Source organism: Strawberry lethal yellows phytoplasma (CPA) str. NZSb11 (assembly GCF_000397185.1).
Classification (GTDB): Bacteria; Bacillota_I; Bacilli_A; order Acholeplasmatales; family Acholeplasmataceae; genus Phytoplasma; species Phytoplasma australiense.
Map to the genome: position 1 here is coordinate 138,370 of NC_021236.1, position 26,109 is coordinate 164,478.

Here is a 26,109-nt window from a genome sequence, read left to right on the forward strand (position 1 = left end):
ATAAACTAAACCCCTTTTTTGAAGGGGTATTTTTTATACCCAAATCACAAAAAAAAGGAGTTTGAAAGATGATTGAAGCCGAACGCGCATTATTAGGAGCACTATTATTAAATCCAGAAAAAATGGATGTTGTTATAAATTTAGTTAACACAAATGATTTTTCCAACCCCAAGCATCGTTATATCTTTGAGACAATGAAGCAATTAAAAATGCAAAATCGCGAAATTGATTATGTTACGGTTAGTTCCGTTTTAGATAACAATTTATACAAAATAGGAGGAACTGATTATTTAATTGAATTAGGAGGAGTGGAGGCGTCCCCTGCAATTGAATATTTAGAAACTTACATTGATTTAATCAAAGAAAATTCCCTTAAAAGAGATTTTTTAGGATTCATCAAACAACAACAAACCGCATTATCAAAAAGTAAAAATATTCACAATTTTTTTCAAGCAGTCAAAGACCAAGTAGAAAGTTTTATGCAAAAAACCAAATCTCCTTTTATTTCTACAAAAACATTAATTCCTGATATTCGCCAAAGTATTCTCAATGATGACAACCCCAACCAATTTATAGGAATAAAAACAGGCTTTAAAAATCTAGATGAATTAATTTCTGGTTTCAAGCCAAACCAATTAATTATCTTAGGAGCAAGAACTGCGATGGGAAAAACTGCTTTTATGCTTAATTTGGCTTGTAATATTGCAAAAAACTTTACTAGCAACAACAAAAACCAAAAAGCAGTTATTTTTAGTTTAGAAATGGCAGCGGAAGAATTAGGAATTAGGCTACTTTCTTCTGCTTCTCAAATCCCTTTAAAACAACTCCAACACAAAAACTTAACTAAAAATGAAAAATTACAGTTATTTATCGCTGATGACAAAATTACACAATTAAACATTTTAATTGATGATGATAGAAATAACAAAATGAAAGACATTGAAACCAAATGCCGTCAAATGAAATATGCTAAAGGACTTGATATTGTTTTTATTGATTACCTCCATTTATTAAGAAAAGAACAAAATGTTAATATATATCAAGAAATATCTGAAATTTCACGCAAATTAAAAAACCTAGCAAGTGAACTTAATATTCCAATTGTAGCTTTATCTCAATTATCAAGGGATCTTGAAAAAAGAGTAGACAAAAGGCCTGTTTTATCCGATTTAAGTAACTCAGGATCGATAGAACAAGACGCTGATGTTGTGATGTTATTGCACCGCGAAAGTTATTACCAAAAAGATGATAACAACCCACATACAAATTTAATTATTGCCAAAAACCGTAGCGGTCAATTAGGTGAATGTAGTTTTAATTTTTATAAACAAATCCAAAGATTTGAACAAAAAGAATAAAATAGGAGTAAAAAATGCAACAATTATCTAATTTAGATTTTAATAATATTAACGTTTTTAATCATAAATCTTTGTGCGTTAACATAACCAAACAAATAGTTCAACCAATTTTTTTCAACAAAGCTTTTAATCAGTATATGTTTGATTGCCATAATATACTCAATGAATATTTAACCAACAACCAACACAACTCTCAAAGTCAAAAATCAATTCGCGGAAAAATTAACGAATACTTAATTTTGCTTTATCTAAATCACAAAGGAATTAAATATTTATATCCTCAATCATATTTATTTTTCATCCCTGATATTAAATTTGATTTAGTATTGTTTAATAAAACAAAACGCATCATTGCCTTCAATTTCAAAACTTGCCTTAGAGATAGATACAAACAATCAATAGTAGAAGGGGAACAAATCAAAAAACTAGACACTCGTTTTGAATATTACTTATTAACAAATGATGAAGTCGAAACTCAAAGATTAAATAATAAAATTAAAAATGGTAAAGTACAATCAATTAACAAAGTAATCAATTTATTTTCCAATTCAGCTAATCTCTTCTTACAAAACTTACTAACCAACCAATTTATCCCTTTTTCACCTATTAATTTAATTAAAAAGATGGTTCGCTCTAATGACAAATAAATTAATTAGTTTTGAAGGTGTTGACGGAAGTGGTAAAACTACTTTAATTAACGAATTAAAAGCTTCTTTTGAAAATAAAGGCTATCAAATCAAAGTTTTTCAAGGTTTAGGCAGTTCCATTGTTGGAAAAGAAATCAGAAATTTATTTTTACATCAATCCAAAATAAGCCCTAAAACTAAATATTTACTTAGTCTTGCCAATATGATGCAAACCCAAGATGAATTAATAATCCCTGCTTTGTTGGGTGGTTATCTTGTTATAGTTGACCGTTGGTATGATTCTACTTTTGCTTATCAAAGCAAAGGCAATTACATGGATTATGATGATAAAATTACTTCAAAAATCATTAATCATTTCTTAATTAAACCTAAATTAACTTTTTACCTAGATATTGACCCTAAAATTGGGCTAAAACGAAAACAAACTCAACCAAATCATAAATTAGACCTCATTGAACAAAAACCCTTAAATTATTTTGAAAATGTCCGCAAACATTATTTAAACCAACATAAATACTATAAATACTGTAATGATGCAAATTGCAACCACAAAAATTGTAATCATTTTATGATTAACGCAACCAACTCGCAAAAAGAAAATTTAGCCCAAATAATGAAAATTTTAATCAACAAACAAATATTTTAATTAAAGGAGAAAAATAATTATGAATTATCAAAAAACTTTATATAGCCCAGATGGTAAAATAACCAAACAAATCCAATACTATTCCGACGGAAAAACAATAGATTACATTACCGAGTATGATCCCATAACAGAGGAACCAATCAAAGAAACTTTTTATTACCTTGACGGCAAAACAAAGAAATCTGTTGTTGAATATAGCCCAGATGGTAAAAAAACCAAATGGAACGAATACTACTCAGATGGGGAAACAATATATTACATCACTGAATATCACCCTGAAACAGAAGAAGTAATTAAACAAACAAATTATAATTCTGATGGTAAATTAACCACAGAAATTTTTTATAACGTCGATGGTGAAACAATTGATTACATCAGAAAATACAACCCCCAAATAAGTAAATTAATTAAATTTACTAAATACCGAGAAGATGGTGAAACAATTGACTATATTACAGAATTTAAGTACCATCCCAAAACAAACAAATTAATTAAAACAACTGGTTTTTCCTTCGATCGCAAAAGAATAGCTTTTATATACAAACACCATCCTAATGGTAAATTGTTTAAAAGAACTTACTACAACTCCGATGGAACAATCAATAAAAAAATAATTCAAATAAATAAAGGAGAATGAAAATGATTTTAACTCCCAAACACATTTTAATATTGTTAAGTATAACATATTTAGGATTTATCATAACAAATCTAATGACCTTATTTTTTGATTTTAATTTAGGAATTAAGGCTAATACTGCTATTAGTCTTGTTTCTGATGTTGTCTTTTTAATTTATATTTGGGTAAAGGAGTTTAATAATGAAAATACCATGGATAGGCAGTAAAAAGAAAATGTTACCCCAATTATTAAAATATATTCCAACAAATTATAACAATTATTATGAACCTTTTTTAGGAAGCGGGGCTTTATTCCAATCTCTTACTCCCTCAACTGTCACTTTGAACGATAATGATATCAATTTAATACAACTTTGGAAAGATATGTTGGCACAACCAGAATTGTTTTGCGATTATGTGCGTAAATTTAAAGACAAAATATATGTAAATAAAGATCAAAAGACGCAAAAAAAATCATTTAAACATTTGGTAGAAAAATTTAATAAAAGTAATTTGGGTGCTTATAAAAGTGCCCTTTTTTACGTTTTATTGAAATATGCTTTTCGGGGTATTTTCCGATATCGATCCGATGGAACTATTTATTTAGGATACAGTTTTTCATCTTGTTTCAAAAACCCTATAATTGTTTTATCAGAAATCCAAAGAATAAAAACCAATGTTAAGAATATAAAATTGTTAAATGGCGATTTTGAAAATGTCATTAACCAAGCCCAAAGCAACGATTTTATATTTGTTGATCCTCCGTATTGGCGTGAAGGGATTAAAGATAAATATTTTTATCAAAAACCTTTCACATTTGAAGATCACAAAAGACTTTATAAAAGTTTAGAAATGGCAAATTATCGCAAGGTAAAGTGGTTGTATACAAATTATAATTCGTCAAAAATAACTGAATTGTTTAAAAAATTTCACATTCAACCCATTCAAACCACTACAAAACACAATTTAACTTCAAAAGGGATATCGCAAGAAGTTATTATTAAAAATTATTAAAAAGAACAAATAATCAAAATTTTAATCAACAAATAAATATTTTAATTAAAGGAGAAAAATAATTATGAAAAAAGAATCTATTAATGTTTTTGATGTTGCAAATTATATTATTATAAAATTTAAAAACAACAACCAAAATTTAACTCACATGAAGCTACACAAATTAATTTATTTTTCTTATGTAAAATATTTAATTGAATACAAAAAAAGATTAATTTTAGAGCATCCAAAAGCCTGGAAATATGGACCTATTTTTGGAGAATTATATGTTGTTTTAAAAGATTATTTTGAAAAATCGATTGTAAAACCATTATGTGATGGGAGAAGTCAAAAAATAATAACCGACGAAAAAAGAAAGAAAAACATTGATGAAGTTTTGTTGTTATGCAAAGATAAAACTGGGAAGGAATTAGCTAATATTTCTCACCAACAATCCCCACAGGACGAAACATACCATTATTATCGTTACAAAAACAACAACAGCACAATTTCAGATGAAGATTTAAAAAACTTTTTTTCAAATCATAAACTTTTAGAAACAATCCACCAAGATGAATTAAAACAAAATTTTAATAAAAAATTTGGTATTTTCGGTAAAGACTGGTGGTAAAAAAATCAAAAAGGAAAATAAATAAAATGAACCAAACAAAACAAATTAACGTTTTTGACGTTGCCCTTTATATCGTCAAAAACAACCCTTCTTCAACTACTAAAATGAAACTGAATAAAATGATTTATTACGCTCATGCCAAACATCTAGTACAAACCAAAAAACCTCTTTTAAAAGAGCAAATACAAGCCTGGATTTATGGTCCTGTCTTTCCTGAATTATGCAAGCAATTAAAAGATTTTACTTATCAACCAATAAATCCCGAAGTTTTAGCAATGGGAGATATAACTAAAATAAATGCAACTCAAAAACAAATCCTTGATTTTATGATTTTGTTATACGGCGATGCATCACCTAATGATTTATCTTCTCAAACTCACATGGAGCACCCATGGATAAAAAGTTATTACAAAGATTATGATTCTGGTTGGTCTAAAAAGATTATTAAAAACAAAGACATTTTAGAATATTTTTCTAAAAACAATAAACATATAGGAGCATAAATAATATGAATCATCAAAAAACTTTTTATTACTTTGACGGCAAACCGATAAAGAAATCTGTTGTTGAATATAGCCCAGATGGCAAAACAATTGACTCTATTACCGAATACGACCCTCAAACAGGCAACAAAACCAAAGAAATAAATTACTTATCCGACGGAAAAACAATTTACTCCATCGACGAATACAACCCCCAAACAGAAGAATTAACCAAAGAAACCTATTACAACTCCGACGGAAAAACATCTGATGGTAAATTAACCACAGAAATTTTTTATGATGGCGATGGTGAAACAATTGATTACATCAGAAAATACAACCCCCAAATAAGTAAATTAATTGAATTTACTAAATACCGAGAAGATGGTGAAACAATTGACTATATTACAGAATTTAAGTACCATCCCAAAACAAACAAATTAATTAAAACAACTGGTTTTACCTTCGATCGCAAAAGAATAGCTTTTATATACAAACACCATCCTAATGGTAAATTGTTTAAAAAAACTTACTACAACTCCGATGGAACAATCAATAAAAAATATAAATAAAAGAAAGGAGCAAAAACAATGACTAAAAAAGAATTAATTAAAACACTTGCAAAAGCAACTAAAAATTCAGTTACCCAAACTGAGGAATTTTACAATTCCTTTGAAAACACCTTAATTGAAGCAATAACTTCCAACGAAGAGGTAGTTTTGTCACCCCAACTTGGAAGATTTGTTTTAAAAACCCGACAAGCTCGTTTATGGAAACACCCCAAAACAGGCAAAAAACTAAAAATCCCTGCTAAAACGGCTGTGACTTTTAAACTATCATCAAGCCTTAAAAATAAAGTCAAAAAAACAGTTAAATTAAACTAAAAAAAAGAAAGTTGGTTTAAAAAATAAAAAAAATTAAAAAACATCAAATATTTTTTTATGTAATTATTATTTTTCTTTCAATATTCACTACTTATTTATTAACTCGTCAAATTGGTTTAGCCCGAAGCAAACATTTAAAAGATCATATCAATTTGAATAGCGAACATTTAAAAGAAAAAATTAATCAAGTCTATAATGAAGAAAAAGTATAAAAAAATGAATAGAAAAGGAATAATAAAAAATGTATCGAGTTGATAGAAATAATTTTTTCAAAAATGAAAAAAAATCTACTATTTATACTCCTAGTTGGGTATCGCAATTTCTATATGATATTTTATCAACTCAAATCAAACGTGGTTTGATTTTTGACCCCTGCGTTGGCGAAGGATCTTTATTATTGCCTTGGAAAGAAAAAGGTTTTGATGTTTTGGGGGTTGATATAGAAAAAACTTCTTTTCCTAATTTAATTCATAAAAATTTTTTAGAATTAAGTCAAAAATATTTAAAGAAACAAAAAATATCTTTGGTAATAACAAACCCACCTTTTAATTTAGATTTTAAAACTAAAAGTTATGTTAAGGAAAAATATGGTGGTCGTCCATTATTGCCTGAGTTGTGGTTAAAAAAAATAATTGAAATTTTTGGCAAAGATATTCCAATTGTTTTATTCACACCTTATGGTTTTAGACTTAATCAATCACTAAATAGCAAACGATTACAAAAATTTGTAAATCAAGAATATCCCGAAATCTCTTCTATTATTAGTCTTCCCAAAGACGTTTTTGAAAACGTTGTTTTTCATTCAGAAATTTTAATTTTTAATGTTAATAATTTAAAACCGCATTATTTTTGTAGAGGAGCAATGATTTAAAATGTCTAATTCAGAACAATTAAGAAAAAACATTAAACAACACAAAGATAATGTTGATGATGCTAAAAAACACACCCAACAACAATTCAATGAAACACATAAAAAACTAGATGAATCAATAGAAAAACTTGATAAAAAAAATAATAAGGAGAATGAATAATATGAGCGACGGCATGTCAGAAGCATTTAACGGAACTTATTTCAAATCCCGCAATTCCCAAACCAAGAAAAAAACCAATAAATATAATCAGACCAAAGGAAAATGGCTTAATTTAGACCACCCCAAGAAGACTTTTAAAAACAAAAAGAAATTATCTAAAAAACGAAGAAAAGTTATGAAAGAACTAGAAGAAGAAATAGAAAAATTATAAAAATTAAGAAAGGAGGGTGATTATGTGGTTATTTTCAATATTTGCAACAATTAGCAATTTTATATTAAATTATACCAAAGGATTTAGCACTACCGAAATACTTGAACGAAGAATGGATGGAATTCAAACAACACTTTTCACTATTCTTATTGTTTCTGGTTTCAAACCTATTTTTAAATTAATTGCAAATATTTGTATTTTCGTCAAAGATTTAATTTCGGGTATCTTTTTCCCCAACAAAAAACTACAAAAATTAGAAATCCAAAATGCCAAACAAAAATACTTAGAAAAACAATTATTAAAAAAATTAGATAAAATCAATGAAAACCAAGAAAAACTCCAATCCCAAATAGAAATGCAAAAAGTAAAAGTTTCTCATTGGCAAGAGAAAAAAGCAACAAAAAAACAATTAAAATCGCAAAATATCAATCCAATTAATGAAAAGGAGGAAGAAAATGAATGACCTAAATTTCGCCATCGGATTTATCGTTGGCGCTCTATTTACAACTGCTTTAATGTTTATCATTAAAAAAATCTTTTTTAATTTTCTTCCATTACCAGAAATTGATAAAACAAATGAACCAAAAAAAGACAACAAAACTAAAAGTTCGTTTTCAATTATTTCAAACCCAAATAACGAATCAAAAAATAAAAATAATTTAGAAAGTGACAACAATTAAATTAAATTTAGACAATAAATTAGAAAGGATTCAACAATATGGCAAAAATATTATCTTTTGTTTTTAAATCTTTATCATTTTGTATTCTTATTTGTTATTTGAGTTTGCATACTTCTTCTATATTTTCATTCATTTTTTTGTCATTTTTTATCTCTCATTTTGTGGATAAAATAATTGATTATATTTTTTCAAATGAATGGTTTTCATTATTGATTCTTAGGATAACAACAATTAAATAAAAAATTATAAAAACATTAAAACTCCAAAAAAATAGACTCAAAATTTTGCCCTTTTTTCACTCAAAAAAACAAAAGTTGACTTATTATATTCACAAGTTCAAAACTTAAATATCAAAAAAAATTATTTTTTCTAGAAAGGAGAAAAAATGAAGCTTAAAAACAAAATATATCTTAGTTTCTTATCTTTATTTAGTTTAATTTTGTTGATTTTATTTATTGTTGGAATATCTAAAACAGAAACCAAATCCAAATCATCAACAACCCCAACAATAACACAACCACCCAATAACCAACTTGATTCAGAAGCAAAAGAAGAACTTAATAAACTCCAAAAACGTTTAAAAGATTTAGAAATAATCAATCAACAAAACATAAACAATAACAAAAAACTTATAGAAGAAGACAACCAATTATCACAACAAATCAACTCTAATTTAGAAACAATCAAAACTTTAAGTCTTCAAATTAACAACCTCAACCAAGAATTAAAACAAAAAACCGAAGAATTAAACAATAAAGAAACTAATTTAAATGATGAAACAAAATCCCAATTAGAAACTGAAATAAAAAACTTAAACCAACAAATAGCTGATTTATCAAAACAACGCGAACAAATCAATGAAGCTACCCAACCATTAACCAAAAAAAGAGTAGAAAATACAAAATCACAAGTAAACAATAAGAAACTAATTGAAAGCATCCAATCAGAAACCAATCAAACTACTCAATTCAAAACTATTTATCAAAAAATATCTGACTTACAACAAGCAATAAATTATAATAACGCCAACAAAGAAAACATCAAAGAACTAATAATTAAACATCAAGACAACCCACAAGAAGTCCAAAATCTCAAAAGTTATGATTTATTTTTAGACGGTCAATTAGTCCAATTTGATAAACAAATTAAACAACTTCAAAATGAAATTGAAGCAATCAAAAACCCAAATATTGAAAAAATCGCCAAAAAACAAATTACTTTTAAAGACGTTTATGGTATGGAAAGCGAAAAAGAAGAATTAGAGGATTTAATTTTTTATTTTAAAGAATCCAATAACAATTTAGTAAATTTTGACAAAATAAGACCTAAAGGATATTTATTATATGGTCCGCCTGGTACGGGAAAAACTTTTTTACTGAAAGCATTGAGTAATGAATGCAACGCCTATTTTATTGAATTTGAACCTTCAAAACTAGATAAAACTTATGTCGGCGAAGGAGTAGAAGAATGGGAAAAGATTTGGATGGAAGCTGAAAGACATGATAAAACTATTATCTTTATTGACGAAATTAGTGGCATGGCTAACCGTGAAGACAAAAATTCTAATAAAACAAGTATTAATATTGTTAATAATATTTTAACTAAATTAGATGGTTTTAACCGTTCTGACAAAAAAATTGTCTTAATGGGCGCTACTAATCACCTAGACCAAATTGATAAAGCCCTCAGAAGTCGTTTTAGCAAAGAAATTAAAATTGATTTAATTAAAGATGAAGAAATTGAAGGTTTCTTAAAATTCTTGATAGAACCTTATCAAATCAGTTATCACACTTACCTTCATTTAAAAGAAATTGCAAACAGATGTAAAGGCAAAAACTACTCTAACCGTGATTTAACAACTATCATTAATGATGCCTATAATAAAACAAACAAATTCAAAACCCTAAATCCAAAACATGAAGTAATGTTACCTTCTGATTTGGATGAAGTAATTGACACTAAACAAAGAATCAACAAATCAATTACAGAAATTAAAGCACGCAGAAAAGAATGTGAAGAACAATATGAATCATGGAAACAAGGTTTTTTAAAATACCTCAAACCTCCTAAAGATACAACAAAAATTGATAAACATTATGTCTTTTACAAACTCAACGGCCTTGGTCGCGGAAAGCACCGTGAATACGAGCCAACTGATATAATGCCGTTTATGAAAAACCCTTTTGACAAATGGGAAGTAAAAGATAGCAGGATTGATTTTTTTAATACTTTCCATATGAAACGTAAAGATGATGATTCACAATTTAATAATATGTTTATCAACAGCCCTTCAAACTACTACACAAAACTCAACTACAAAGGCCCGAAATGGTTAATTAAAGAAGATAAAGACTTCTTCATGGATGAAGTACAATGTCATATCATAGACCCCAAAGATTCTAGATATCCCAAAGATGAAATGAAAAATTACTACCTTCACTTCAACCCAAAACAAAGATATATAACACTTTATACTAAGAAATTTAATACAAAAGACCGATTAAACAAACCAAAGAACAACTAGAAAAACAGCAAAAAATTTAAATAAATAATCAGAAAGAGAGAAAATAAAATGGCGAAAAAAATAATTCCAATTAAAAAAACAAAACAAAAACAACCAATTAAAAAAACTATTAAACAAGTAAAAACCAAACTTCCTACTAAAAAAACTAAAAAAATAATTCCAACTCCCAAAAAGACTGTTTCCAAAATTAAAAAAATAAAAAAACCTTCAAAAACTATAATCAAAAAACAAATCCAACCTACTAAAATAATTGTTGAAACCAAAAAAGAGAATTGGTTTGTAAAATTAATCAAATCAATTGTCAAAATAACCCTTATTTTATTACCATTCATACTAATTGGTGGAGGAATATGGCTTGTAATTTCTAAGTTTTTTCCTGAATTAGCTGCAAAATTTGGTGGAGTTGTTGATAAATGTTGGCAATTTATTAAACATATATGTCATAATCTAGATGACAAAACCAAAAAAGCTTTAGAAAATGCAGGAATAGACCCCGAATATTCTGCTATTGCATCAAAAGTTTTATGGGTTGGTGGTGGTTGTTTACTTGCTGCTGCATGTTGTTTAATCCCAGGAATTGGCACATTCTTAGGAGTAGCAGTTTTAATAAGTACTATCGCTTATGTAGCAACTATTACACTTACCGAAAAAACCAATCAAGAACCACCAAAAAACGCATCTCCACCACAACAAGTAGAAAACAAAGTAGATAATACAAACAAACAAATTGAACCAGACAAATTAACTGAAAATAACAGAGATTCTGAAACCTTAGAAACTCAAAAAAAAAAAAAACAACAAAATCAACTGAATTAAATGATGAAACCCTAACTCCTCAGCCAACTTTGAAACAACCAATTCATAAACAAAAAGAAATTAATAAAGAAGAATATAATAAAAGTTTATTGAATCCAGACATGCAAAAACAATTTGAGGAGTTGGGTACCGTTGAAAAAGAACGAGAAGCACAATTGTTGCAAGAAAGAAATTATTTTGAAGCTAATTTGCAAGCACAACAATTAGAAATGTTAAATATAAAAAATCAAAAAGATAATTTAGAAAAAGAACTAGCAGAACAAAAAAACTTATCAGATGCAGAAAAGCAACAATTAACTAAGCAAATTGAGGACATAAATACTAATTTAGCTTCTAGAAACGAAGAATTAAACAATTTAGAAAAAGAGCAAGAAGTCCAAGCAGAATTAAGACAAGAATTATATGATGTTATCAACAAAGATAAGGAAAATTTAGAACAAAAAACCAAGCAATTAGAAGAACAAAAAAACTTATCAGATGCAGAAAAGCAACAATTAACTAAGCAAATTGAGGACATAAATACTAATTTAACATCTAAAAACAAAGAATTAAATAACTTAAATCAAAAATTAGAAGAAGAAGCAAAAAAACAAACTGAATTAAATGATGTTATCCAAACCCAAGAAAAAAAGTTAAAACAAATCCAAATTTCTAGTGAAGAAAAACAACAAGAATTAAACAATAAAATTAAAGATATTCAAACCACTTTAGATAAGCAAGCAAAAGTTACCGAAGACAAAAACAAAGAATTAGAACAAATGCAAAGTCAAAAAATTCAACTAGAAAACCAATTAGCTTCAAATAAACAAGATTTACAAAATTTACAAAAAGAAATATTTAATAAAGAAGCTAAATTGGAAGATAAAGAAAAAGAACTAGAAGAACAAAAAAACTTATCAGATGCAGAAAAACAACAATTAACTTCAGAAATCAATAAACTAAAAAACGATATCAACCAAGAAAAAGTTAATTATCAAGCACAAGTATCACTTAAAGAAGAAGAAATTAATCAATTGCAACAAACCGAAAGTGATTTAAAACAGCAACTAACTAAAACCCAAGCAGAAACTATGAGCCTAAGAGAACAACATGTAAAAACTTTGGAAGAAATCCAAAGACAAATTACAAATTACAAAAAAACAGTTGCTGAACTAGAAAATGAAACTCAAAAACTAAAAGACCAAATTGCAAAAAACAATGAAAATGCTAAACAATTACAAAAAGAATTAAAAACTAAACAAGCGAAATTAGATGAAATTAACAAAAAAATAGGAACTTTAACAGCAAATAAAGATAATTTAGAAAAAACAATAAAAGACTTAGAAAACGACCAAACAGTAACAAATTATAAAAAGATAAAAAATCGTACAGATTGGGGTGTTAGAAGTAGTAGTAAAGAAATACAATTCCCTCGTTTTTGGAATGATAAACCTTTCACATATAAAATTGTTCCATGGATTGATTTTTTTGATACTGGATTCACCGAAAATGCAAAGGGTTATCGAGTATATCGTGAAGAAATAGATAAAAATACCATACAAGGAGAAAGTATAGAACTATCCCCAGGTAAATATTATTGCGAACCTTCTATTAATATGAAAAATATACCATATTCCACTCATGGAGCTAATTTAATTTTTAGCGAACCAACCTCAGATACCGAACCACCACAAAATTTATTCAAACTTGATGAAGCAAAAGAAAACTTAAAAAATATATCTCAAGAATTATCAAATTATGAAACTAATTTAAAAAACGCTCAACTAGAATATAATCAATTATTAGAAAATCAAACACCAGATGATAGTTTGCAACAAGAATTAAATAATAAAGCAAATCATATTAAAACTTTAAAAAACGAAATGCAACAATTAGAAATTAAAGAACAAGGTTTTAGAAGTGAAATTGATGCTTTAAAATTGGAAAATAAAAACTTAAAAGAAAAATATACTAATGATTTAACTAAAATCAAACAAGAACTTGATGTATCTAAAACCGAAAACAAGCAACTAGAAAAAGAGATGCAAGAGATACAAGCTGAATTGGTTAAAAATGGTAACGCTGATGATGCATTAGTTAAACAATTAAATCACAAAGAAGCTCAAATAAAAAAATTAAAGGGTAAAATTACTAATTTAGAAGCCAATGAAACTAAATTGCAAACAATTATTAAACAAAAAGACGAAGAAATTAAACAATTACGACAAAAAGTTCAAGAACAAGCGGAACAAATTATAAAATTAACTGCTGAAATTGAAAACAATATAGAAATTTTCAAACAACAAGCAATTAAAATTCAACAACTAGAAGGGGCAATTGCAGGACTTGAAGGTGCCAGTAGTGCGATGAGTGGCGATAATAAAGAGTTGCTGCATGAAATCAATAAACTAAAAGCCCAATTAAAAGAAGAAGAAGCCGCGCACATTGAAACAAGAGAAAGATTGGAAAAAAAGATTGTTGAATTAAATGATGATAATTTAGAATTAAACAATAAATCAAAGGAATTAAAAGAAAAAGAAAAACATTGGGAAAAAGCTGTAAAAAACGTAGGTACTGCGATTAACATAGGTTTTTTTACCAAAGCTGGTGTGATGACGGGAGCTGCTTGGGGAAGTGCTGCGGGGCCTTGGGGTACGGTTATTGGTGGAGTTGCTGGTGGTGCAATTGCTGGTGCTGCGGCTGTTGCTAGTAAATGGGATGTAGTTAAAACATGGTTTGGTCGGTAATGCAATTTTTTTGCATTACCAGATTAGATTATGATACAATGATGATAAGTTATAAAAATAAAAAAGGAAGTTAATTATAGGATGGAGTTATTTAAAGTATTAGTTATTATAGGTATTTTAGGAGTTTTTTTTGGATTGGGTCCTTTATTGATTTGGTTTGTTCAAAAACACGTAAATAATAAATTAAACAATGTAGAAAATATTAAATTAAAAATTGAAGTTGAGATAATAACTAAGCAAAAGAAATTAAACCAAAAAATATCTGAGTTAGTAAATAATAAATCTTTATCAGTTCAAGAAAAAACTGAATTACAAGAAGAAATAAATACTATCCAAACTGAATTAAGGCAGCAACAAGCAGAATTATCACATAATCAAATGTTGACAGGAAAATTAAAAGCTAAAAAATATACAAAAAGAAATCCAATAAAAGCTATAATTATATATTATTGTTTTATAATAAGTATAATTGCTATTTTTGGTGGTTTTATATTTTTAGACAATAAATACGATATAACAAATTCAAAACCCAAAACTTATACTATTACTGAACCGAAATTAGAAATTGAAGCTGAATGGTTTGAAGGATACCATTCTAGGGATGATAACCACGAAGTTAAGAAATATTATAAAGCAGATGGTTATGACCCCAATGCAGAATTTGGGGCCACAAAAGATTGGAAAGGTAGTCCTTGTCAAAGTTATAGTCATGATGTTAATCACCTTGTTTTGGGTCACCAAATGATTAAAGTTAAATACACTTTCTACGGTCTCAACGGCCTTGGTCGTGGAAAGCACCGTGAATACGAGCCAACTGATATAATGCCGTTTATGAAAAACCCTTTTGACAAATGGGAAGTAAAAGATAGCAGGATTGATTTTTTTAATACTTTCCATATGAAACGTAAAGATGATGATTCACAATTTAATAATATGTTTATCAACAGCCCTTCAAACCACTACATGTATATCAACTACAAAGGCCCGAAATGGTTAATTGAAGAAGATAAAGACTTCTTCATGGATGAAGTTAGTTGCCATATCATAGACCCCAAAGATTCTAGATATCCCAAAGATGAAATGAAAAATTACTACCTTCACTTCAACCCAAAACAAAGATATATAACACTTTATACTAAGAAATTTAATACAAAAAATAATGAAAATAAATAAAAATAAGGAGTAATATATAATGTTAGCAAAAAATAAATTACATCTTTTACCATTCTTTTTAATTAGTTGTTTAGGATTATTATTTATCACAAGTAATAATCAAGTTATGGCGATGGAGAATGGTAATATAAATAATAATGGTAATATAAATCAAAATAATAGAAATATTAATCCAATTATAGAAGCATGTAGAAATTTACATGATTTATTATTAGAAGAAGCAAGATTAATAAATCAAATTTATAATGCTATTAGAAATAATGATTCAGAAGAAACAATAAGAATTTTAATTAATCAAACAAACGAAATAGCTCTTCAAGCTGAAAATATTCGTAGAAATATTAACAACAACCAAAATCAACCAAATAACAACCGAAGAAATCAATAAATTAAAAAATAGTTGGAAATTGAGTTTTTTAGGTTATTTAAATCAAGAAAAAAGTGTTATCAACGAAAAACAAAAAGAATGTGATGAACACCAATTTCAATTAAATTCTATTCAACCTAAAATAGAAGTTTTAAAACCACAAAAACAAAAACTAGAACAACAACAAGACGCAAAAGAAAAAGAAATTAAACAAAAAAAAGAAGGAAAAAATTTAGCTTCTCCAGATGATAAAATTAGATTACGAGCTGAAATTGAAAAACTCCAAGATGAAGTAATAGAAATAGTTGGTGAAATTGGAAAAATAAAAGTTCAAATTAAGGATTTAGAAGCAACCCAAGAAAAATACCAAAATATGTTATCTCGTGCTGAAAAATTTAGAAAAATGTTAGAAGAACAATATAAAGATGCTGAATTACAATATAAAAATGATATCTTAAATCGTCTCCAATCCCTTTACGACATCCCCTCAGCTGAGGTATAAATAAAAATAAGGAGTAATATATAATGTTAGTAAAAAATAAATTACATCTTTTACCATTCTTTTTAATTAGTTGTTTAGGATTATTATTTATTGTTGATAACAAACAGGTTATGGGTATGAATAATAATCTATCCCAAAATAATTCAAATATCGATAATAATATAGATGAGTATAGGATTTTTCAAAATTTATTATCTATACAAGAAGGAACAATTCAACAAATTATTAATGCTCTTAGAAATCATAATTCAGAAGTTGAAATTAATACTTTGTTAAATCAAAGCCAACAAATACACCAACAAATAATAACTCATCAACAAAGACAACACAATAATCAGCATCAATTTATGATAAATTTTGAACGCAATATAACAAAAATTCAACTTGAAAGAGAACATTTATCATTAATACAAGAAATGAATACAGCTATTAATAATATACCCATTTATGCTTCAACAGAACAAATTAACGTGCTAAGAAATATTCAAATAAGAATAGACCAAAACCGAAGACAAATAAATATTATAATTCAACAATTACAAAATAATCCAAATCCACCAAATAACAATCGAAGACGATAAAAGAAATAAAAAAAATTAGAAAGTAGGTTTAAAAGATGAAAAATAATAATCAAATCAACGTTTTTGATGTTGCTAAATATCTTTTAGACAACTGCCCTCAAAAATATGGTACTGGCATTACACAAATGCAAAAATTATTATATTATGCTCAAGCGGAATATTTAATTCATTATCGTCAACCTTTATTCGAAGAAGAAATTCAGGCTTGGCCATTGGGACCAGTGGTAGCACATGTTTATTATGAATTTGTTAGATGTATGGCTGAAGATAAAGACCTTTTTGAAACCAAATGTAGCAAAAATCCTTTACCTGATAAAGTTATTAAAATTTTAAATTTAGTAATTAAAAAACATGGCACAAAAACCCCAAATGATTTAATTGAACAAACACATAACGAAGACCCTTGGAAAAATATTTATCATCCTAACAAAAAATTTTCAAATTCTGTTATTTCAAATGAACAAATTTATGTTTTTTTTAAAAATCGAAAATAATTTATTTTAATTTTTATTAATTGAAAGAAAGTGGAGATGATGAGTTCGTTTTTAAAAGAAACCAAAAAAAGAACAAAGTGGGATAAAAAAACCTTTAATGAAATTATTATGTATATTCAAAAAATACTTGGTAAATTTTGCAAAGAAATAGGTTACATTGAACCTTATTCAAATATAAAAAATAAAGAAATTTTTGTAACAACTATTATAAAAACATGGTTAGAAGAAATATTTGGCAAAGTCACTACTAGAGAATCTAGTAATGGTCATGGCAAAACTGATTTAATTTTATTTTTTGATGATGAAATTGAACATCCTATTGAATGTAAAAGATATAAGGGCAACGAATCAATGGAAATGTTGTATAAACAAGTTAGTAGACATACTACTGTTTTTAATAAAACTGTTTCTATGATTATTTATTGCGAAGAAAAAAATTTTTTTGAATCAATAAAAAAAATTACTAAATGGATTAATGATAATGTTAGTTTAATTAAAAAACCTATTTTAAATTTTAATAATTATCCCAATATCTTTAAAGGCGAATTTAAACATGATTATGGACACACTGTGATGTTGCATTGCGCTTGTTATCATTTGTTTTTTGACAAATCACATGCAAAAACAAAAAAACAGATCGCAAAACAACCGAAAAACAATTTAAAATAACAAAAGAAGTAATATAAAAAAACAACCCCAGACCCTTTTTTACTAGGGGTCTTTTTTTATACCCAAATAACAAAAAGGAGGTTTTCAAAATGTCAAAAATAACTAAAATTCCCTTTATCTAAAAAATTAATAATTATGTTATTAATTATTATCTTCAATTTTGCCCCTCCCATCAATGCTAATTCTTCTTTTTTTAATAGTCAAAACAAAACCAAAATTAAATTAGCAGATTACGAAACCCTCAAACAAGAATGGTTAGCGACCCAACCCAAAATGAAAAGATATGACATTCCTGTTTTATCCAAAGAAAATATCCCTGAAATCTTAAAATATTTTAATATTAAAACTACTTTCAATATTGGAACTTATAATTATGGTTTGGTTAAAAAGCCTACTTATAATCCTTATGCCAAAAATTTCTTAATCTGGGAACTCAAAAATCCTCCTGCAGGATTAATCTGTGCTTTTTTCAAAGCCAGGCAAAACCCTTTTAAGGAGAAATATCCTCAAGATGACGATGAATACACCTTAGATGACCTTTTAAAATACGAAATCGCTATCGAAGAAGCTTTCGTATTTTGGGACGCTAACAAACAACCGACTCAAACAAATGTCAATATAACTTTCGTCAAGCTAGATATCTTTGCAAGCGACAATAAAGAAAAAGCGATAAACAAATACTTAATCAAAAACAAAATCATCAAAGAACCCAAACTAATTAAATTAGGTTGTTACAACGCTACTCCAACTACTGGTCTAGTTGTTCCTTTACCTTTGGGAGAATTTAATGGTATTGAAATTGCTGCTATTTACTTTGATGATGGGGTTCGTCTGCTCCCCGAACACCAAAAAACTAGATCTTTAAAAAGGGGAATAGAATGGCGAGAAGAAATGATAAAACAATATCAAACAGGATTAAATCAAACTGAAGATGAAAGAATAAAAAAGGCATTGCCAAAAGCAATTGAATCTTTACAAGAAGAAATTAAAGAACTTTACCAAGAAATCATCAACCACCAAACTTACACCATTGAAGATTTATTGAAACTCTCCGATGGTGCCAAAAACATCTATCTTTTTTCTTTCAATACTGAAAAAAGAATCAAAGAAATTAAATTACCCGATGCTATTGATCCTTACCAAGCTATTCGTGACTGGAAACGAGAAAACAACCTTTACACTTTTCCTCCTCTAGTTCAAGAAGATGACTATGAAGAACGAAGCGAAAATCGTGATGCTTATATAGAAATTACTTCTCCTGCTTATAAAAAAATTTCTATTCTTTTCCCGATTAAAATAGTCAAACATGCTTTTGAAACTACTGATTGTTGTTATTGTTTAGTTTGTAAAAATGATACACTCCAAATCGAACTCGCCAAACAATATCGTGATGCTTATGTACTTTGGATGAAGCGATGTTACATTAAACCTGGCATTTCTTATTCAGCTCAAGAAATAAGAGCTCATTTTGGTCGTTCATCGAGAGAAATTTATAATCAAGAAGGGAAAAAATGTCTATATCGTTATGTTACAAATCCTTTCATAGATGATTGGTACGTTGATTGGATTGAATGTTCTGGCTCAAACAATACTTTTTCTAATTTTTATGACACCACTCCACCACCCAAAAAACCTCAAGAATTAAATATTAATTGATATTAAGACCTCCATTTGGAGGTCTTTTTTTTTGCTCATCTTTGGTAAAATCTAAAAAAGAGTTTTATGTTATAATAAAGAAGAAGTCAAACAAGAAATTAAAATAATAATTTCAACTAACTAATTTTAGAACAAAAAAATACCACCCCCTAAATCAAACATGCCTCTTTAACGCGTTATTTTGCCCCTCTAGCCGCGATTAAATTAAAAGTAGGGTTATTACCCTAATTGTAATTTATACCCCCCTTAAATCCAATTTAGCCTCTAAGTGACATTCAAAAATTATATAGCACAAACAACTAACTACTTTTAGAATAAAAAATACCACCCCCAAATCAAACATGCCTCTTTAACGCATTATTTTGCCCCTCTCGCTGTGATTAAATTAAAAGTAGGGTTATTACCCTAATTGTAATTTATACCCCCCTTAAATCCAATTTAGCCTCTAAGTGACATTCAAAAATTATATAGCACAAACAACCCAAAATGAAAAATTTGGGATTATTGTGTAAAAAAATGCAACCCATGTCATTTTTATACAGACTTTTTCTTTTTTTTGGGGTATCTATATAATGGTATCCTTCTAATAAGGTTAAACCCGTTGGGTAAAACTAAACACCAATTCAAAAAGCCCTACAAGGCTATTTTGAATTGGTTTGTGTTTAGTAATGATTAATTCGGGTTTAACCTTATTAGAAATATAATCATTAAAATTATTATAATATATGTATATGTAATATAAATAAAGAAATTAAAACTATTTAAAAGTTTTTATTTCTTTATTTATATATTAACCATATATATTATAATAATTTTATATATTAATTTAATAAATATATTTTAAAATTCAGTTTTAATAAGTTATAATTATTTTTGTAATTAAATAAAAAAATATTAAGATAATTGGTGTTAATAATGCAAAAATTGCAAAAATTAAAGCAAAAAATAAGATTATTACAAAATATGATTTTCCATATTCAAATTATTAATAAAAAAATAGTTTTTAAACTTGTTAAACAATTTTCTCAAGACCTAAATTTAACTACCATTTTAAAAACAATTCGCATTAATCGAAGTACTTATTATTATTGGCTAAAAATTGAAGAAAAGTTAAAATTAAAACAAACAAAATATTTTTTACAACAAAAAAGAATTAAAGTTTTATGTTTACACCACCAATATTTTTACGGCCATCGTAAAATTACTGATTTATACCAAAAAACTTTCAACGAACCCATTACTAAGAAAAAAGTTTATCTTATCATGAAAGAAAATAATATTTGTTGTAAGTTAAGGCCTAAAAAAAATAAATATTATTATCATAAAAATTTAAAATCTAACCTCCAAGTTGCACCAAATTTAATCAATCAAGACTTTACCTCATCCCAACCTATGAAAAAATTATTCACCGACATTACTTATTTCCAAACTCCCCAAGGTTTTATCTATTTTTCTGCCATCATCGATTCTTTTAACAACCAAATCATCGCATCCCATACTTCGAATCGCCAAGATAAAGAATTAATTTTAAATACAATCAAAAAACTACCTCCATTAAAAGAACCTTGTGTTATCCATTCCGACCAAGGATTAGTTTATCAATCCCCAAAAGTACAACAAACCTTAACTAAAAAAAGGTTTTTAATCAGCATGTCCCGCAAAGCAACCCCACGCGATAACGCCGTGATTGAGAACTTTTTTGGCCAGATGAAAAGTATTTTATTCAACCAGCATCCGTTTTTATTTCAACAAGTTCCATGCAAAATCAAAAAAATAATCAATCGATTCACTTCTTTTTGGAATCATAAATGGCTTTTAACTAAATTAAATACTTTATCGCCTTTAAAATATTCTCAATCTTTTAGATAAATATTTTAATTAATTGACGAATTCAACTGTAACCTTTTTAAAAGAGGTTATTTCACTGTACATTTTTTTAAGTAAAAAATTAAAAACTCAGCATTATTGTGTAAAAAAATGCAACCCATGTCATTTTTATACAGACTTTTTCTTTTTTTTGGGGTATCTATATGGTGTAGGGATAAAATATTTAAAAAAATATCTTTTCAAACTAGCAAATTATGAAAAAATATTAGACATTTTTTAAGTTTAATGAAATTACTTTGTTAGTTTGAAAAGATATGGAATTATCACAATATTTTTAGTCTTAAAGAGTAATTTTTAAATAAAAAGTTGTATTAAAAAACGGAACACCTCAGGGTTATCAAGCATATCGTGGAGAAATAAATAAAAATACCATACAAGGAGAAAGTATAGAACTATCCCCAGGTAAATATTATTGCGAACCTTCTATTAATATGAGAAATATACCATATTCCACTCATGGAGCTAATTTAATTTTTAGCGAACCAACCTCAGAGACCGAACCACCACAAAATTTATTCAAACTTGATGAAGCAAAAGAAAACTTAAAAAATATATCTCAAGAATTATCAAATTATGAAACTAATTTAAAAAACGCTCAACTAGAATATAATCAATTATTAGAAAATCAAACACCAGATGATAGTTTGCAACAAGAATTAAATAATAAAGCAAATCATATTAAAACTTTAAAAAACGAAATGCAACAATTAGAAATTAAAGAACAAGGTTTTAGAAGTGAAATTGATGCTTTAAAATTGGAAAATAAAAACTTAAAAGAAAAATATACTAATGATTTAACTAAAATCAAACAAGAACTTGATGTATCTAAAACCGAAAACAAGCAACTAGAAAAAGAGATGCAAGAGATACAAGCTGAATTGGTTAAAAATGGTAACGCTGATGATGCATTAGTTAAACAATTAAATCACAAAGAAGCTCAAATAAAAAAATTAAAGGGTAAAATTACTAATTTAGAAGCCAATGAAACTAAATTGCAAACAATTATTAAACAAAAAGACGAAGAAATTAAACAATTACGACAAAAAGTTCAAGAACAAGCGGAACAAATTATAAAATTAACTGCTGAAATTGAAAACAATATAGAAACTTTCAAGCAACAAGCAATTAAAATTCAACAACTAGAAGGGGCAATTGCAGGACTTGAAGGTGCCAGTAGTGCGATGAGTGGTGATAATAAAGAGTTGCTGCATGAAATCAATAAACTAAAAACTCAATTAGACGCCGAAAAAGACGCGCATATTGAAACAAGAGAAAGATTGGAAGAAAAGATTGTTGAATTAAAAAATGATAATTTAAAATTAAACAATAAATCAACTGAATTAGATGAAAAAGAAAAACATTGGGATGTTTTGGTTCATTTTTAATTATTCCATCTCTTTTGCAAAAAAAGTAAGATTTTTTTGAAATATTTCAACTGTATGTTTTCTAAGATGTGCGTCAAATTTCAAGAATTTCTAACCCCTGACAAAAAAATCAACAATTACGTTGTTTTTGTGCCAATAACTTCCGAAGTCACAAAAATAACTTTTTTAATTAGTTGTTTTTGGATTTCTTAGTTGCATTCAGTGCTTTTTTGATTTCTATAATAACTAAAGGAATGATTGAAAAAAAGAAAATAATGGCAAAATCTAGCAAAGACAAAGAAATTAACTTAAACAATTTTCTTATCGCAGGCACCCAAATAATACTTAATTGGCAAAAAAGACTAATGCAAAAAGTTTTGATTAAAAGCGGATTTCGTTTTAATTTAAAAGTTGAAGTTGTAAAACTTCTTAAGTTCCATACATGAATCAATTGAGTGATTGCCAAAACCATAAAAGCAAAAGTTTGAAAAGTTAAATGTTTCTCTTGTAAAGTTTTTTCCTTGTGGATATGATAACCTACGCATCCAGCAATAAAAGCCAAAAGAGCAATCAACAAACCTTCTATAATAATTTTTTGGTAAGTTTTTTTATTTAAAAAATTTTCATGAAGGGAGTAAGGTTTTTGAGGTGAGTTGTTTTTTTCTTGCGATTCTAAACCCAACGCCATTGCCACCAAAGAATCTGTTACCAAATTGACCCACAAAATTTGAAAAGCCGTGAGTATTTGGAAATGAGAAGTATGAGAAGTAAAAGGAATTAAAAAGCTTCCAAAAAAATTATGAAGCAAAATTAACATGATTTCTCCCATATTGCAACTCAAAAGAAAAATTAAGCTTTTTTTAATATTATTAAATATATGACGCCCTGATTCTAAGGATGTAACAATTGTTGCAAAATTATCATCTGTTAAAATCATATCCGCTGCCATTTTGGCGACATTGCTTCCTGCAATTCCCATAGCAATTCCCACATCGGCTTGTTTAATGCTTAAAGCATCATTAACGCCATCTCCTGTCATTGCAACAACAAATCCTTTTTTTTGCCACGCTTGCACAATTTTTAATTTATCGTGATGATTAGTTCTTGCATAAACTTTAATCTGATTTAATTTTTTAAAAAACTCTGTTTCAGACATTTGATTTAAAGCTTCGCCTGTGATAACTAAATCGTTTTTGTTTTGTAGAATCTTTAAATTTTTGGCGATAGTGGTTGCAGTTTGAAGGTGATCGCCTGTAATCATGATGGGTGCAACATGGGCTTTTTGACAATTTATAATTGCTTGATAAACGTCATCTCGAATGGGATCTTGTAGAGCAACCGCGCCTAAAAAAATCAAGTTTTGTTCTTTTTGATCAGTTGTGTTTATTATATTGGGATTGTCAAAAGCGCAATTTTTGTAAGCAATTGCCAAAACTCTTAATGATTTTTGAGTTAGTTGATTAATTTGTGTTTCTAAAATTTTCTGGATGGCTGGAGTTTTTTTGATTATTTGGCCTTGATCTTCTATGTGAGTACATCTTTGCAAAACGACTTCAGGTGCTCCTTTGGTAATTTGATAAATCACTTGATCTTTTTCACTGCTGCAAAAAGTTGTCATCATTTTTCTTTGAGAATCAAAAGGTATTTCTCCTATGCGAAAGTAATTTTTTTTAATTTCTTGGATATTTATTTGATAAATTAAGGCTAAATTAATTAAGGCTTTTTCTGTTGGGTCTGCAATAATTTCTAAAGTTTTTTGTTCGTTTTGGTCGCTAATTAAGGCATCATTGCATAAAACACCAAAAAGCAATAATTTTTGCAAAGCGAAGTTATTTTCGTTGTTGAGGTTTATTTCAGTTGGGTTCTTTTTTGGATTGTTTTCGTTTTTTTCATTTTCATTCCTGCATACGAAAGGTTGAAATTGATTTTGGGATAAAATAATTTCTTTGACAACCATTTTATTCTGTGTTAAAGTTCCTGTTTTATCCGTGCAAACAACATTAACCGCCCCTAAAATTTCTAATGTTTTTAGATTTTTAACAATAGCTTTTTGAGTTGTCAATTTTTTCATCCCTAAAGCCAAAATTAAAGTCATTATAATTAATAATCCTTCAGGAATAGCTGCAACCCCCAAAGCAATTGCTTCCAAAAAAGTATTTTTCAATATATTAAAATCAATATAATTATTGTTTTTAAGCAAAACAAACAAAGCATTAATCATAATAATAAGAACAATCAATAAAGTGATGCCCTTAATAAAGCGAGTTAATTTTTGTTCTAAAGGAGTTTTTTGACTTTTGGCTTGATCAACAAAATTAGTAATTTTTCCCATTTCTGTTTTCATACCACAAGCAACAACAACCCCCCTAGCCCTTCCTTTTAAAACGATAGTATTCATAAAAACCATATTTAATAAGGATAAAATATTTTGGTCGTTGTTTTTAGCTGCGTGACTATTTTTTAAAACAGCCTTGGATTCGCCTGTTAAAATAGATTCATCCACTAATAAATTAAAAGTTTCAATCAATCTTATATCAGCAGCAACTATATCACCTGCCTCCAAAATAACCAAGTCACCTGGCACTAAATTTTCCATAGGAATTAAAAAATAACTGTTATCTCTAATTACTTTAACCTTTAATGAAGTTTTTTGTTCAACTAAAGCCAAAGTTTTTTTAGTTTTATTTTCATAATAAATACTTATAAAAATATTTCCCAAAACAATAATTAAAATAAAAACACCTTCAAAGATTTCTTCAAAATTATTTTTCCAAATTCCTATTGTGAAATTGATGAAAGCAGCTCCCAAAAGAAGAATTACTAAAAAATCCTTCAATTCCCTTTTTAATTGTTGGAACAAAGTTGTTTGATTGTTAATTATAATTTGGTTTTTGCCATAAAGCTTTAATCTTTGAAGAGCTTCTTCGCTTTTGAGCCCTTGTTGCAAATCCGTTTTAAAAAACGCTTGTAATTCTTTAAGTGTTTGTTGACTAAAAATATTTTTCATTAAAAAAATCCTTTATTAAATTAAGTAAAAGTGTTCAATATGATTGTATTGTAGTTAATAATTAAAAAAACCAAACTGGCAAAAATCAGTTTGGCTTCATTTATCTAAATTTTTTAGTTTTTAAGTATTATTATAAAAATAGTGAATTAGATATTTAAAAAAAC

At 27.5% G+C, this 26,109-nt stretch carries 27 protein-coding genes and 1 pseudogene; 27 read left to right on the top strand and 1 reads right to left on the bottom strand.

The features are described 5' to 3' along the window. The first annotated feature begins 68 nt into the window (after nucleotides 1-68). The 27 genes and pseudogenes from dnaB to SLY_RS00805 form a co-directional block, all read left to right on the top strand. The gene (gene dnaB / locus SLY_RS00680; protein ID WP_015637719.1) at nucleotides 69-1,358 is read left to right on the top strand and encodes a replicative DNA helicase; all 1,290 of its coding nucleotides are present in this window, start codon (nucleotides 69-71) and stop codon (nucleotides 1,356-1,358) included. 14 nt (nucleotides 1,359-1,372) lie between these two features. Beyond that, nucleotides 1,373-2,005 (top strand): hypothetical protein, encoded by a 633-nt coding sequence (locus SLY_RS00685; RefSeq protein WP_015637720.1) that lies wholly within the window; start codon nucleotides 1,373-1,375, stop codon nucleotides 2,003-2,005. After that, nucleotides 1,995-2,651 carry a dTMP kinase gene (gene tmk / locus SLY_RS00690; protein WP_015637721.1) on the top strand — a complete coding sequence of 219 codons (657 nt, stop codon included), beginning with the start codon at nucleotides 1,995-1,997 and terminating at the stop codon, nucleotides 2,649-2,651. Before SLY_RS00685 ends, tmk begins: the two co-directional genes overlap by 11 nt. 19 nt (nucleotides 2,652-2,670) lie before the next feature. Continuing rightward, nucleotides 2,671-3,288 (top strand): DUF2963 domain-containing protein, encoded by a 618-nt coding sequence (locus tag SLY_RS00695; RefSeq protein ID WP_015637722.1) that lies wholly within the window; start codon nucleotides 2,671-2,673, stop codon nucleotides 3,286-3,288. Further along, complete coding sequence (locus SLY_RS00700; protein ID WP_235043249.1) at nucleotides 3,285-3,494, top strand: hypothetical protein; 210 nt, start codon at nucleotides 3,285-3,287, stop codon at nucleotides 3,492-3,494. Before SLY_RS00695 ends, SLY_RS00700 begins: the two co-directional genes overlap by 4 nt. Then, entirely contained in the window at nucleotides 3,469-4,281 is an 813-nt protein-coding gene (locus SLY_RS00705) for a DNA adenine methylase (protein ID WP_015637723.1), read from the top strand. Before SLY_RS00700 ends, SLY_RS00705 begins: the two co-directional genes overlap by 26 nt. A gap of 64 nt (nucleotides 4,282-4,345) precedes the next feature. After that, nucleotides 4,346-4,891 (top strand): Panacea domain-containing protein, encoded by a 546-nt coding sequence (locus SLY_RS00710; RefSeq protein WP_015637724.1) that lies wholly within the window; start codon nucleotides 4,346-4,348, stop codon nucleotides 4,889-4,891. A gap of 26 nt (nucleotides 4,892-4,917) precedes the next feature. Next, nucleotides 4,918-5,394 (top strand): Panacea domain-containing protein, encoded by a 477-nt coding sequence (locus tag SLY_RS00715; RefSeq protein WP_041784270.1) that lies wholly within the window; start codon nucleotides 4,918-4,920, stop codon nucleotides 5,392-5,394. Nucleotides 5,395-5,399: 5 nt separating this feature from the next. Beyond that, nucleotides 5,400-5,945 carry a DUF2963 domain-containing protein gene (locus SLY_RS00720; protein ID WP_015637726.1) on the top strand — a complete coding sequence of 182 codons (546 nt, stop codon included), beginning with the start codon at nucleotides 5,400-5,402 and terminating at the stop codon, nucleotides 5,943-5,945. An 18-nt stretch (nucleotides 5,946-5,963) separates the two neighbouring features. Next, nucleotides 5,964-6,257, top strand: coding sequence for an HU family DNA-binding protein (locus SLY_RS00725; protein WP_015637727.1), 294 nt, complete (start codon nucleotides 5,964-5,966; stop codon nucleotides 6,255-6,257). Nucleotides 6,258-6,498: 241 nt separating this feature from the next. Beyond that, complete coding sequence (locus SLY_RS00730) at nucleotides 6,499-7,128, top strand: N-6 DNA methylase (RefSeq protein ID WP_015637728.1); 630 nt, start codon at nucleotides 6,499-6,501, stop codon at nucleotides 7,126-7,128. 1 nt (nucleotide 7,129) lies between these two features. Then, a complete protein-coding gene (locus SLY_RS05450) occupies nucleotides 7,130-7,288 on the top strand; it encodes a hypothetical protein (RefSeq protein WP_015637729.1) in 159 nt (52 codons plus the stop codon). A gap of 1 nt (nucleotide 7,289) precedes the next feature. Next, nucleotides 7,290-7,499, top strand: coding sequence for a hypothetical protein (locus SLY_RS00735; RefSeq protein WP_200858680.1), 210 nt, complete (start codon nucleotides 7,290-7,292; stop codon nucleotides 7,497-7,499). Nucleotides 7,500-7,521: 22 nt separating this feature from the next. After that, entirely contained in the window at nucleotides 7,522-7,962 is a 441-nt protein-coding gene (locus SLY_RS00740; RefSeq protein ID WP_041784273.1) for a hypothetical protein, read from the top strand. Further along, nucleotides 7,955-8,179, top strand: a complete 225-nt coding sequence (locus tag SLY_RS00745; RefSeq protein WP_041784275.1) for a hypothetical protein — start codon at nucleotides 7,955-7,957, stop codon at nucleotides 8,177-8,179. The genes SLY_RS00740 and SLY_RS00745 overlap by 8 nt, the downstream gene beginning before the upstream one ends. A gap of 385 nt (nucleotides 8,180-8,564) precedes the next feature. Beyond that, nucleotides 8,565-10,703: an ATP-binding protein gene (locus SLY_RS00750; protein WP_015637733.1), complete on the top strand. Its 2,139-nt coding sequence runs from the start codon at nucleotides 8,565-8,567 to the stop codon at nucleotides 10,701-10,703. 48 nt (nucleotides 10,704-10,751) lie between these two features. After that, nucleotides 10,752-11,519, top strand: a complete 768-nt coding sequence (locus tag SLY_RS00755) for a hypothetical protein (protein WP_015637734.1) — start codon at nucleotides 10,752-10,754, stop codon at nucleotides 11,517-11,519. Between the two features lie 29 nt (nucleotides 11,520-11,548). Next, nucleotides 11,549-14,245 carry a coiled-coil domain-containing protein gene (locus SLY_RS04895; protein ID WP_015637735.1) on the top strand — a complete coding sequence of 899 codons (2,697 nt, stop codon included), beginning with the start codon at nucleotides 11,549-11,551 and terminating at the stop codon, nucleotides 14,243-14,245. Between the two features lie 81 nt (nucleotides 14,246-14,326). After that, nucleotides 14,327-15,418 (top strand): OmpH family outer membrane protein, encoded by a 1,092-nt coding sequence (locus tag SLY_RS00765; protein WP_015637736.1) that lies wholly within the window; start codon nucleotides 14,327-14,329, stop codon nucleotides 15,416-15,418. Nucleotides 15,419-15,437: 19 nt separating this feature from the next. After that, nucleotides 15,438-15,806 (top strand): SVM family protein, encoded by a 369-nt coding sequence (locus SLY_RS00770; protein ID WP_015637737.1) that lies wholly within the window; start codon nucleotides 15,438-15,440, stop codon nucleotides 15,804-15,806. 19 nt (nucleotides 15,807-15,825) lie between these two features. Continuing rightward, on the top strand, nucleotides 15,826-16,287 hold the full coding sequence (locus SLY_RS00775) for a hypothetical protein (protein ID WP_051085518.1): 462 nt from the start codon (nucleotides 15,826-15,828) through the stop codon (nucleotides 16,285-16,287). A gap of 23 nt (nucleotides 16,288-16,310) precedes the next feature. Further along, nucleotides 16,311-16,868: an SVM family protein gene (locus tag SLY_RS00780; protein ID WP_015637738.1), complete on the top strand. Its 558-nt coding sequence runs from the start codon at nucleotides 16,311-16,313 to the stop codon at nucleotides 16,866-16,868. Nucleotides 16,869-16,903: 35 nt separating this feature from the next. Continuing rightward, nucleotides 16,904-17,362, top strand: a complete 459-nt coding sequence (locus tag SLY_RS00785; RefSeq protein ID WP_015637739.1) for a Panacea domain-containing protein — start codon at nucleotides 16,904-16,906, stop codon at nucleotides 17,360-17,362. Nucleotides 17,363-17,398: 36 nt separating this feature from the next. Then, on the top strand, nucleotides 17,399-18,031 hold the full coding sequence (locus SLY_RS00790) for a hypothetical protein (protein ID WP_015637740.1): 633 nt from the start codon (nucleotides 17,399-17,401) through the stop codon (nucleotides 18,029-18,031). A gap of 135 nt (nucleotides 18,032-18,166) precedes the next feature. Further along, nucleotides 18,167-19,687 carry a hypothetical protein gene (locus SLY_RS00795; protein WP_015637742.1) on the top strand — a complete coding sequence of 507 codons (1,521 nt, stop codon included), beginning with the start codon at nucleotides 18,167-18,169 and terminating at the stop codon, nucleotides 19,685-19,687. A 915-nt stretch (nucleotides 19,688-20,602) separates the two neighbouring features. Continuing rightward, entirely contained in the window at nucleotides 20,603-21,556 is a 954-nt protein-coding gene (locus SLY_RS00800) for an IS3 family transposase (protein WP_041784279.1), read from the top strand. 347 nt (nucleotides 21,557-21,903) lie between these two features. Further along, nucleotides 21,904-22,941: pseudogene (locus tag SLY_RS00805) on the top strand (coiled-coil domain-containing protein); the annotation flags it as partial. A 187-nt stretch (nucleotides 22,942-23,128) separates the two neighbouring features. On the opposite strand, the gene SLY_RS00810 reads toward SLY_RS00805, so the two are convergent. Continuing rightward, nucleotides 23,129-25,945 carry a cation-translocating P-type ATPase gene (locus SLY_RS00810; RefSeq protein ID WP_015637746.1) on the bottom strand — a complete coding sequence of 939 codons (2,817 nt, stop codon included), beginning with the start codon at nucleotides 25,943-25,945 and terminating at the stop codon, nucleotides 23,129-23,131. Between the last annotated feature and the right edge of the window lie 164 nt (nucleotides 25,946-26,109).